Source organism: Pontiella desulfatans (genome assembly GCF_900890425.1).
Classification (GTDB): Bacteria; Verrucomicrobiota; Kiritimatiellia; order Kiritimatiellales; family Pontiellaceae; genus Pontiella; species Pontiella desulfatans.
The window spans coordinates 550116-561131 of record NZ_CAAHFG010000001.1 but is presented as its reverse complement, the minus strand read 5'-3'; the positions used below and the strand labels follow the sequence as shown (position 1 = coordinate 561131).

Below are 11016 nucleotides of genomic sequence, written 5' to 3'. Positions count from 1 at the left end.
TATCCCAATGCGTCCCGTTTGGCAACAGCCATACCCTCTTCCCCCGCCGGATCGTTTGCGGCACAGCCGCCCTGGTGCGGCGGGAACGGAAAGGCCACGCCGCTTTAAAAACCGGTGCGGACGGTTTTGTTGGCCACACAATTGAGAAGCAATTGCGCGCATAGCACAAAGACTACCGCCAGGCTCTTCATGAATCTTAAGCCCCCTGCGTGGAGGGCGAGGTTCCATCCGAGCCGCCCGTGGAGGGGCAGACGCCGTCCGCCCGGGCGCACGGCGTGCGCCCCTCCAGCAAGGCATCGCAGGCGTTGGGAAGAGGTCGGCCGACACCTTTCCCAAAAGCGTCGGCTCTGCTTGGTCGGAAAAAGCAAGCGCAACAACAATTGAGTCTTTGTGAACGTCGATTCCGATGTATAGTTTCTTCATGGCGCGTCCTTTGGGTTGAATGTGAGTATTCAATGTTGGATAGGCTCTTCTTCGGAAGAGCAGCCCGCGATAAACCATCGGGCACGCCTCTAACTTTAACAGGAAAAACCGACCGAGGCTCCTGAAGCGAAGCGCAAATAATTTCGCATGAAAATTAGTGCCGAAGGCACGTTTCATCAACTTCAGCCATAAGGTCTGCAATGAAAGGGATACCTGATGATACGACATCTATCACTGTTCTTCGTGTTTGTATTAATAACGGTCGGCGTTTCAGCTGCCAGCGACAAGAACACACCAACTGACGCTGATAACGGATTCACATGGAAATCTGAAGTTCCTGACGACTGCCCGTTTGAGAGATCGCAAACGTTGACGGCGATCTTCTTCACTGGTCGCCATAGTGATTATCACTGTGGTGACACATGGTACCCATCCTGGGCAAGTGATGGCAATCTGTATTCTCCATGGACTGACGGAAAAACCGATGGAGTCTCTTGCAAGTCCGGGTATGACGGTAAGAAGGCACATACGGGCCACGGAATGATGATTGGTGATGATCCACTCAGATTAATCATCAAGAATACATCTCCTCCAAAAGCTGCCAGCGCCGAGCCTTACAAAGGGCGTTACCCCGCGGGGTCATTGGTTCATAACGGTATCTGGTACTATGGCACTTATTGTCTTGGGCCAGCCGGAAGCACCAAGCACAACGGATTCACCTGGAATTGGCCGGTCCTGGGGCCGATGCCGGGTTTCCAGATCTCGCGGGATATGGGCAAGACATGGGAGCCTTCACCTCTCTCACCCGAAACGCCGTTGTTTCCCGAGCCGAAAGTGCATCTCGGCCCGGTAAAAATGGGTGCACCTCATTTTGTGGATTTCGGCAAGAACATGAAACATTCACCCGATGGAAAGGCCTACATGCTAGGCATGGGCGCAATGGTGGACGATCCTGAACCGCGTCCATGTGTCAAGCCCGCCACGGGAGGAGGATTTGAAGTACAGGATTGCGATACGGACTTTGCGCACGCCAATCTGAGCTGGATTACTGCCGATCAGGTCTACATGGCACGCGTCAAGCCGTCCCCTGAAACAATCAATGACATCAAGGCTTATGAGTTTTTCGGGGGGCACGACGTGAACGGCAAACCTGTCTGGACCGGTGATTTCGAGAAGATCAAGCCATTGATCGAGTGGAACAACAACATGGGTTGTGTCACGGCCACCTGGGTACCCGGGCTAAAGAAATACCTGATGTGCATCACGGACGGCTGGCCAACCGTAGCCAAGATGGACTCATACATCCTGGAAGCCGATACGCTCACGGGTCCATGGAGGATGGTCGTCTACTTGAAAGACTTCGGTGACCAGGCTTACTTCCTCAATTTTCCAAGCAAATTCGTAAGTGAAGACGGGAGGACTCTGTGGTTGTGTTACTCCGCGAACTTCAGTCGTGGCTGGAATGGCGTAAAGCTGGACTTCAACCCTCCGGGAGGGCGGTACGGTTTATGCCTGCATGAGGTAAAGCTTCTGGGACCGAGCGACAGTACATCAACTGCGAACAAGTCGCTGAAGGCGACGTGGTGACCCGCACCTTAGCTGATCGTTCGCTAAGGAAAAAAATGACCAAACAAGAAACATACGAAGTTGGACTTAAGTTACTAGGTGTATATATACTCGTTAAAGCACTATCCATTGTAGCTCTTACCGTGATCAATCTTGCGAAGTTAAGTTTCGAAAGCCATCTTTTCTCAACCGCCCTCTACTCTCTTTTGCATCCGGCAATCCAACTCGGATTTGGCGTATTCCTAGTTAAGAAAACAAAACTGATTGTTAGCAAACTAGATAAATAAACAAAGCGAACCAGCCATCTGAGGTTCTCCGTCAACCCAAAAAAAATCCAAGGGACCGTTCAACCTAATGGCATCAGGGTGTTCGGCTATTGTTTTCCATAATTGTAAACGCCGTCTACAAAGAGTATTGGTCCACCGGAGACGGCGGCATCTTCCCCACCAACACCTGGCTGATCGACTCGGACTGGAGCCTTTTGGTCAACAAGGAGGGCTATCCTGAACTCGTCCTGCCCGCAGCGGTCTCCAACGTTTCCCCCGGCGATGTGATTGATTTGGGCGACTTGGTGCTGGAACCGGTGGATGCCAACACCAACTACGACAACGCCTTCAAGATCCAATGGGAAATGTTCATCAAGCACGTCGTGCTGGATGAAGCGTGGAACTATTCGCTGATGGAAGGCGCCAAGGGCGTCCAGCTCGCCGAACTCGGCATGCAAAGCTGGAAAGAACGCAAGTGGATGGATGTCCCGGAGCTCGGATAATCAAGGCATGACCAAATGGCTCCAGGGTCTTCTGGAGCCATTCCCCACTTCCACGCCCTTTTCAAAAGCAACATCTGGGTAAAAGTACTAGATGAATCCCGCAATTCTAGGTAGCGTATGCGTTGGTTTCTGGATTTAGCATACCTTAAATTAGCGGGATTCAATGAAAAGGATCAAACATAGCGTCCATGGTTGCATCGTTCTAGCCCTCCTGTGCACCCTTCCCGGATGCCAAACCACCGCGCCCCCTCCAGGCAACGCCCCCGAAGAAATCACCCACCACAACTGGTGGAATTATTACGAACGGGGAACGCATTACCTGCAGCAAGGCAAGGTTGCGCTGGCCCGGGAGGATTTCGAGCGAAGCCTCGGCATCCGCACAGGGGCAAAATATGGGTTTCCCCAAGACATGTGGCGGGCAAAAACCTACGGCATGCACTTCCTCGACCACTATTTCCCCAACCGGGAACTGGGCATTTGCCTCTACGAACTGGGTGAAACCGACGAAGCCCGCCGTCTCCTCGAGAAGTCGCTGGAACAGGAACCGTCGGGCCGGGCCAAGTTTTACCTCAACAAGGTCAGGGCGGATCTTAACACAAGCACACAGCTCCCGAACCCAACCGTCACGGCCAAAGCCAATACCCAAGGGGAATGGACGAACAAAAAGTCGGTCAGCCTCTCGGTTTCATCCGAGGCCAAGGGATACATCAAGGACGTGGCCATCAATAAAGAACGCCAATTCATCGAGTTGGCGGCACTAGCCTACCAGACGACCCAGGAAATCAAACTGCGCTCCGGCATGAATGAAATCCCCGTTCAGGTCGCCGACCTGAATGGCCGCAAAACAACCACCACCGTGCGGATCCGCGCCGACTGGGAAGCCCCGGTGATCAGCGTTGACCGGATCATGGTATTCCCCGGCCATTGGGTTGCCCATTGCATCTGTTCCGACAACGGAAGCCTGCAAACCATTACCCTGAACGGGAAAACCCTGCTAACCAATTCAAGAGGGGAAACCAAAACCGCGCATCCGTTCGAAGTCCGTTTCGACCAGGCCAACTCCCCCACCCTTGTTGCCGTCGATATGGCCGGCAACCGCATCGAGGAAACCTTCAGCCCCAAACTGACAAAAACCGCACTTAACAAATATGGAGATCCATCCCACTCCCAAGGCCTGGAATCCGGCTTCCTCTTCGCTTCAACCACTGCCGAAACCGACCGTCAGCCGCCCTACCTGAAGGTTGATGGTGCGGGTAGAACGCATACGGTTTTTGACGAGGAGTTCTACATTGATGGGCTGGCACGCGACGGGAGTGGTATCGCCAGCCTGACCCTGAACGGCGAGGAGCTGCTCTATTCCGAAACGAAGAATCCCCAAAGCAGCCGGTTTGGAAGGCGAGTTTCGCTCAACCCCGGCACCAACACCTATTCCATCGTCGCTATGGATCCTATGGGCAATAAAACCAGCAAGGAGCTGACGGTTGTCAGCAAGGAACCCGAATACGAGCAGGAGGAATACCGCCTGACCGTCGGTCTTCCGCCTCTGGTCTCCGATACGACAAGCCTGGGGCCGCTGGTAAGATCGTATATGCTCGGTGAGTTGCAGCGTAGCCCGATGCGCTTCCAGCTGGTCGCCCGCAACGAGGGCTGGGATTATATCCTTCAGGAGCAAAAGTTGAGCATGTCGGGTCTTTCGGATCCCAACTTTGCACTACGTATTTCGAAAATGCTTCCGGCGGAACTATTGCTCAGGGGGTTCCTGGTGGAACATGGCAACGGAACAACGGTGCAATTGCGGGTGCTCGATTCCGCCAAAGGGAACATCATCCAAGCTCCCGACGTTTATCTCGGCGGAAACGACGACGTGGAATACGAGGTGGCCGGATTGATCATGAAGCTGAAACAACATTTTCCGGTCGTGACCGGCAAGGTGCTGGATGTGGCAGGATCGAAAGTCACCATCGACATCGGAAAAAACCAAGGTGTAAACCAATGGAGCAAATTTGTTGTCCTGCACGCCGACCCGCCCGATGAACCTTTGGCCGAAACCACAGTGCATAAGCATGATCAACAGTTCGTCCAACTGGAGATCGAGCGGCTGACACCCACCATGCTCACCGCGCGAGTCCTCCCCTCGAAAGGATCGTCCATGATCCGGAAAGGCGACCATGTCTACGCCCGATAGAAAAAAAGCATTCATCAGCTACTCATCAAAGAACACCTCCGACGCCGAAGCGTTGTGCCGCCTACTGGAGGATCGCGGCATTCCTTGCTGGATGGCTCCGCGCAACATCCTACCCGGCGACGACTATGGCGAAGCCATCAGCAAGGCTTTGGCCGAAGTCGATGCACTGGTACTGCTGCTCACGGAAAACGCCAATCACTCGACATGGGTCGCCAAGGAAGTGGAAAGCGGCCTATCGAACGACAAACGCATTATTCCCGTATCCCTGGGCGGAGTGAAGCCTTCGGGCAAACTTAAGTTTTACCTCGGGGCGATCCAGTGGAAGTCCATCGATGCAACACAATGGGCTGGCCTGATCGATTCCGGAGGCGAATTAAAGGAAACCAAGGATATTTCCGAACCCTTGGATCAAATCGCCGAGATTATCAGAACAATAACCCCGGCGAATCCGTGGGTTCCTGCCGATAACTGCGACGAACCTCCCGCACCAAATGGAAAAAGACGGATATCGATCAAACTCCACCTCAAACTGATCATCAGCCTAGCTGCTTTGGCGATCGTGGCGTCAACCTACCTACTAAAACCCAACCGCCTCCAAACAACGGGGGAAGGCGTTGTTGCGGCATCCTTTGTGCCGCCTCACAAAAAGACGGCGCAGCTCAAGCACATCCTCGATCTTTCCCGGAAGGGCGATGCAGTTGCGGCCAAACGCCTGATTACCCAACTCTCCACCACCCATTCCGACGACCGCCTGATCCAAGCCGTTTCAGAACATCTCGATTCCGATCGCCGCCACGCATCGCAGGAGAACCTCAACAACCTGATCGACCTTCTGGGCAAACGGACTCCAGCGACAACCGACAGCAACCAGGCAAAGCCTCGGGTCGTGGCCTGCATCGGTCCCGAGGCAAAGCCAGCCGGAGCCAACGACGCGCTGGCTATGCTTTTCCGCATCTGCCTTCGTTCGGAACTCGAAGCCGGTGGTGGCATGCAGGTGGTCGAGCGCGAAGCCCTCGAAGAGGTCATGGACGAAATGAACCTTGGCTCTTCCGATCTCGCCGACCCGCGCGCCCGCAACGCCCTCGGAAAACTGCTACCCGCAGGCATCCTGTTGCTCGGCGATCTGATTGAAAGCGGCGACGACGCCCTGCTGTTCCTGCGTCTGGTCGATACCGAGACCACCCGCATCGTCGCCACACTCAAGGAAACCGTCGCCCCTGACGCCGACATTCGTACCCTCTGTGCCGGCCTCGCCGCCCGGATCAAGGAAAAGGTGCTCGCTGAATTTCCGCTCGAAGCCACCGCCACCGTTTCCAACTCCGGAAAGCTGGAAGCCCCGATCGGCTCTTTCCATGGCGCGATCCTGGCCTCCGCTTACACCATTTTGAATTCTACAGGGGAAAAGCTGGGAATGGCCCGCATCGAACAGCTGGGCCAAACCGAATCCACCCTCGTTGTCGATCCTGTCCTTTCCGGCAATCCGGAAACGGTTCTTGTTAGAGAGTTGCCTTAAAAGTGCCGGATCACGGAAAGGTAGACGGCGTGCTTCCTTACATCCGAAGATAATCCGTCCTGATCCGGCACGAGGCTGCCATACACATCGTCCGCCCACGTGTAGGCGTAGGCCACATCGAGGATCGTCTTACCGATGGCGATGCCCGTGCCTGTAAACGCCGGTTGAAAAGTGCACCGGGCGGCGGGGCGGTCTAAAAGTGTAACACTCCAACTAAAACTTCCGGATTTCCGGACGGATCGGGCAACGTGGTTGCCTAACCGTTTCGGAACCGGGAGGTAAAGGAGTGTACATAGACATGCAATGGTGGATCGACATCAGACGAAAGGTGCTTGTTGAAGGCGTCAGCAAGCGACAGGTTAAGGCCGAGTACAGGATTCATACCAGGACGCTGGAGAAGATTCTGGCGCATCCTAAGCCTCCTGGATACCGGATGGCCCAGCCGAGGCCGAAGCCCATGATCGGGCCGTTTCTCGGCCGGATCGACGAGATTCTCCGGCAGGACCGGGAGTTGCCAAAAAAGCAACGGCATACGGCCAAGCGGATTTTTGATCGCCTGAAAGAGGAAGGATACACCGGCGGGTATACGCAGGTGAAAGATGCCGTGCGCAACGCCCGGGTGCGTCTGAAGGATGTCTACATTCCGCTGGCTCATCGGCCCGGCGAGGCGCAGATGGATTTCGGCTATGCCCTGGCTAAAATAAACGGTCAGCTTCGGAAGGTCGCTTTTTTCGTGATGAGCCTGCCGTATTCGGATGCGGTTTATGTGCAGGCCTACGAAAAGATCTGCACGGAGGTTTTCTGGGATGGGCATGTGAGGGCCTTCACCTTTTTCGATGGCGTACCCTGCCGTATCAGCTACGACAACGAGCGGGTGATGGTGGCCAAGGTGATGAAGCGCCACCAACGCAAGCTCACCGACGGGTTCCTCCAGCTCCAGAGCCACTATCTGTTCAAGGAACACTTCTGCAACGTGGCCCGAGGTAACGAAAAGGGCGTGGTCGAATCGATGGTGCGCTATACTCGTTCCAACTTCATGGTTCCGGTGCCGGAGGTTCGTAGCTTTGATGAGCTCAACCGCATGCTTGAAGAGCGTTGCCGGGAGGAGCTTGGGCGTAAACTGCGGGGCAAGGACGGAACGAAGGGGCAGTTGCTGGCCGATGAGCGTGGCCGTTTTATTGATCTGCCGGTCGTGCCGTTCGAGTCCTGCCGGGTGCGAACGAGTACCGCCAGCTCCTTGTCGCTCGTGCGTTTCGACGGCAACGATTATTCGGTGCCCGTGCGCTACGCCCACTACGAAACGGTGGTCAAGGGCTATATCGACCGGATTGTGGTCTGCCGGGGCGATGAATGCATCGCCGAACATCCCCGGTTGTGGGGCAAGGCCGGCGTCCATTTCAACCCCGTGCACTATCTCGCACTGCTCGAACGCAAGCCCGGCGGGCTCGACCACGCCCGGCCATTGGAAGACTGGAAACTGCCATCCTGCTTTCGGGATCTGCGCAGCAGGCTGGAGGCCGATCTCGATGGCGAAGGAACCCGGGAGTACATCAAGGTGCTGCGTCTGCTCGAAAAGCATTCACCCAAGGAACTGGCCCGGGCCGTTGAGCAGGGGCTGCGTTGCGGGGCCTCCTCCCGAGACGCCATTGCCCAGTTCCTCATTCCCCGGCCGGAATGGCGATGCACCCGGTTCAACCTGGATGGACACGAGCATCTACGCCACGTGCAGGTCGCCAGCGCAGATGTGGCCGATTACAATCGCCTGCTCGGACAGGAGGTGGGCGCATGAGTGCACAGACCTCGTCACACGTACTGCTGGAGCACTACCTCAAAACGCTCAAGCTGCCGAGTATCCTGCGGGAGCACCGCAAGATGGCCTCGGTCTGCCAGGCCGAACGGGCCGATTACTCGACCTATTTGCTGCGGCTCATCGAACAGGAGATCCTCGACCGGGAACAACGGGCCGCCGAACGCCGACTCAAGTCCGCCCGTTTCCCCGTTGTGAAAACCCTCGACAGCTTCCGGTTCGAGGAGCAGCCCTCGATCAACCAGCCTTTGGTGAGGGAACTAGCCCATGGCGAGTTTATCAAGGAGCGGGAGAACGTGCTGCTGATCGGCAACAGCGGAACCGGAAAAACCCACCTCGCCACCGCCCTGGCCTTCGCCGCCTGCCAGATGGGCTTCAAGGTGCGGTTCTTCGGCGTCACCGCCCTGGTCACGCAGTTGCTCGAACGCCGGGAGGAAAGGCAGCTTGACCGGTTCTTCAAGCAACTCGAGCGCTCCGACCTGCTCGTTCTCGATGAACTCGGCTACGTTCCGTTCTCCAAAATGGGGGCCGAACTGCTCTTCGAGGTCGTCAGTCGGGCCTACGAGCGCACCAGCCTCGTGGTGACCACCAACCTGCCCTTCGAATCGTGGACGGAGGTGATGGGCTCCCAGCGGCTTACCGGAGCCTTGCTCGACCGCCTGACCCACCGGGTCCATATCCTCGAGGCCAATGGTGAAAGCTTCAGGTTGCAGGACTCATTGCGCCGCCGGGGACAGCGGCAGAAAACAAAGAAACCGTAGGAGCAATTGACACCCGCAAGGAAGCGGGGTAATTAACGAAAAAGTGTTACACTTTTGGGCCGCCGCCCGGTGCACTTTTCAACCGGCGTTTACATGATAGACGGCTATCCCTACTACTCTACCAACTACAAAGAACAATGGCTTACGCAAGCCGACGGCAGCTTCCCCTCCAACACTTGGCTTGTCCGTTCCGACTGGAACCTCATGCTCAGCTTCGGAACGAACTACGTGGCAGCCAACATCGACAACCGGATTGTCGATCCCGCCGCGGGGGATGTTATCGATCTCGGTGAGATTATGCTGCATCCTGTCGATGATGACGCAAACGGCATTGCCGACTTCTGGGAAACCCAAAACGAGGTGACCGACCCCGACGCCGACCCGGACAAGGATGGGATGGACAACCGCAGCGAGTACCTTGCCGGAACCGACCCGCACGACGGGGCATCCTGTTTCAAGGTCGATGCCGTGCGGCGTGAAACGCAAGGTCATGTGGTTGAGTGGACTCCCATGGAAGGCCGTACCTATGAGGTGTGGTGGACGCCGAGCCTGGATCGCGGATTCCAGCTACTCGAATCCGATCTGGCCTATCCAGTCGGCAGCTACACGGATGCGGTGCACACCGCCTCCGCATCCGGCTACTACAAGGTGGTGCTGCGCTATCCGACCAAAGATGACTCTGACGGCGACGGCCTTCCGAATATTTGGGAGGGGCTCTACTTCGCCTCGCCGGTCTCTGCAATCGCAAGGTACGACGCCGACGGCGATGGGCAAACCAATGCGGAGGAATTCGTTGCGGGTACAGACCCGACAAATGCAACCTCCTACCACCGGGTTGAATCGATCCGGCACGATTCGGCAGGCACGGTGATCGAATGGTCTCCGGCCAGCAACCGTGTCTACAGCGTGCTATGGGCGGACAGGCCGGGCGGAACCTTCAAGGTGCTGGCGACGGATATCGAATATCCTCAGAACAGCTGGACTGACACGGTCGATCACGCCGTAAGCAGCGGGTGCTACAAGCTTGATGTAAAGATCAAGGAAGGCGAATAGTTTAATGATGAATACCCCAGCAAAACTGGTCTTTCTGTTAGTTGCATGCTGTCTACCATTGACTTTGTTCGCTAAGTTGGAGGACTTGAAAAAGAAAGCCATGGCGTTCGAACGGGGCGGCGAGCCGCTCAAGGCGGCACAGATCTATGAACAGATCGCGCTGGACGACGCGTCTTCCCGGAAGGTTTTGGCAATCCGCCTGGTGAAAATCTATGCGTCCGAGGGCCAAAAAGACAATGCCTTGAAGTGGGCGAAATCCGTCATTGAGGATCACCCCGATCCGCAGGCCTATATGGCCGGCGTCTACGCCATGCTTGGCGAATGCTCCAAGGCCATCAACATCCTGGAAAAGGAGATCGCCAAGACAAAGGATCCCGACCGAACCCTTACTCTGTATTGGCAACTGGCAAACGTTCACGAACAGAACAATGACCCCGAGAAAACAGAGAAGGCACTCTCAGCGGCCGTGTTCGCCGCAAAAGGCACCCGCCTCGAAGCAACGGCCCAACGGCAACTGGATCGCTTCAGAAACAAGAAGGCCGAATAGAAAACGAAGTATTCAACAGGACTATTTGACGACAGGACTATTTTTTCCCTTGCTGCGGGAAAATTGGCATATCGACAAATGTTCTAAATACCCTTCAGGCGTTCAGCCGCGAGCTGGATGTCGGCGATGCGGGTGTTGCCGGCTTCGCGTTCGATGGCGAGGGTTCCGGTGTAGCAGCATGATGCCGGCGGACTGCGCGGCATTCCAGCTCGGTCATGCGGGAACAAAAAGTGGCATGGCCTTCAACATCTTCGGGATCGATGAAGCCGGCGTGGAACGAAAGGAACCCCACGCCCATTTCAGCCGTCTTTTCGATGGCATCCGCCACCTGCGCCCCGTTCACGTTCCACCTTAAGTTCACCGATCCGTGGTCTAAGAATGGGGATAGGCGC

The 11016-nt window shown here is 56.0% G+C and carries 9 protein-coding genes and 1 pseudogene; 9 read left to right on the top strand and 1 reads right to left on the bottom strand.

Annotated elements, in window-relative coordinates:
* The first annotated feature begins 639 nt into the window (after window positions 1-639).
* The 9 genes and pseudogenes from E9954_RS02165 (at window position 640) to E9954_RS02125 (ending at window position 10624) form a co-directional block, all read left to right on the top strand.
* On the top strand, window positions 640-2010 hold the full coding sequence (locus tag E9954_RS02165) for a DUF4185 domain-containing protein (protein WP_136077604.1): 1371 nt from the start codon (window positions 640-642) through the stop codon (window positions 2008-2010).
* Window positions 2011-2045: 35 nt separating this feature from the next.
* Window positions 2046-2276, top strand: a complete 231-nt coding sequence (locus tag E9954_RS02160; RefSeq protein ID WP_136077603.1) for a hypothetical protein — start codon at window positions 2046-2048, stop codon at window positions 2274-2276.
* 305 nt (window positions 2277-2581) lie between these two features.
* Window positions 2582-2758: pseudogene (locus E9954_RS33600) on the top strand (Gfo/Idh/MocA family protein); the annotation flags it as partial.
* A 163-nt stretch (window positions 2759-2921) separates the two neighbouring features.
* Entirely contained in the window at window positions 2922-4943 is a 2022-nt protein-coding gene (locus tag E9954_RS02150) for a tetratricopeptide repeat protein (protein ID WP_136077602.1), read from the top strand.
* The gene (locus tag E9954_RS02145; protein ID WP_136077601.1) at window positions 4927-6456 is read left to right on the top strand and encodes a TIR domain-containing protein; all 1530 of its coding nucleotides are present in this window, start codon (window positions 4927-4929) and stop codon (window positions 6454-6456) included. The genes E9954_RS02150 and E9954_RS02145 overlap by 17 nt, the downstream gene beginning before the upstream one ends.
* 298 nt (window positions 6457-6754) lie before the next feature.
* Window positions 6755-8245 (top strand): IS21 family transposase, encoded by a 1491-nt coding sequence (gene istA, locus E9954_RS02140; RefSeq protein WP_136077600.1) that lies wholly within the window; start codon window positions 6755-6757, stop codon window positions 8243-8245.
* On the top strand, window positions 8242-9024 hold the full coding sequence (gene istB / locus E9954_RS02135; protein WP_136077599.1) for an IS21-like element helper ATPase IstB: 783 nt from the start codon (window positions 8242-8244) through the stop codon (window positions 9022-9024). Before istA ends, istB begins: the two co-directional genes overlap by 4 nt.
* A 93-nt stretch (window positions 9025-9117) precedes the next feature.
* Window positions 9118-10077 (top strand): thrombospondin type 3 repeat-containing protein, encoded by a 960-nt coding sequence (locus tag E9954_RS02130; protein ID WP_136077598.1) that lies wholly within the window; start codon window positions 9118-9120, stop codon window positions 10075-10077.
* An 85-nt stretch (window positions 10078-10162) separates the two neighbouring features.
* The gene (locus tag E9954_RS02125) at window positions 10163-10624 is read left to right on the top strand and encodes a tetratricopeptide repeat protein (protein WP_136077597.1); all 462 of its coding nucleotides are present in this window, start codon (window positions 10163-10165) and stop codon (window positions 10622-10624) included.
* A gap of 94 nt (window positions 10625-10718) precedes the next feature.
* Here E9954_RS02125 and E9954_RS02120 read toward each other — a convergent pair whose 3' ends face one another.
* Window positions 10719-10985: a hypothetical protein gene (locus E9954_RS02120; RefSeq protein ID WP_136077596.1), complete on the bottom strand. Its 267-nt coding sequence runs from the start codon at window positions 10983-10985 to the stop codon at window positions 10719-10721.
* Window positions 10986-11016 lie beyond the last annotated feature (31 nt).

Excerpts from the sequence above, each read along its gene's own strand:
- istB (WP_136077599.1), top strand. The coding sequence starts at position 8,242 with ATGAGTGCACAGACCTCGTCACACGTACTGCTGGAGCACTACCTCAAA.
- E9954_RS02130 (WP_136077598.1), top strand. The coding sequence starts at position 9,118 with ATGATAGACGGCTATCCCTACTACTCTACCAACTACAAAGAACAATGG.
- istA (WP_136077600.1), top strand. The coding sequence starts at position 6,755 with ATGCAATGGTGGATCGACATCAGACGAAAGGTGCTTGTTGAAGGCGTC.
- E9954_RS02145 (WP_136077601.1), top strand. The coding sequence starts at position 4,927 with ATGTCTACGCCCGATAGAAAAAAAGCATTCATCAGCTACTCATCAAAG.
- E9954_RS02160 (WP_136077603.1), top strand. The coding sequence starts at position 2,046 with ATGACCAAACAAGAAACATACGAAGTTGGACTTAAGTTACTAGGTGTA.
- E9954_RS02165 (WP_136077604.1), top strand. The coding sequence starts at position 640 with ATGATACGACATCTATCACTGTTCTTCGTGTTTGTATTAATAACGGTC.
- E9954_RS02150 (WP_136077602.1), top strand. The coding sequence starts at position 2,922 with ATGAAAAGGATCAAACATAGCGTCCATGGTTGCATCGTTCTAGCCCTC.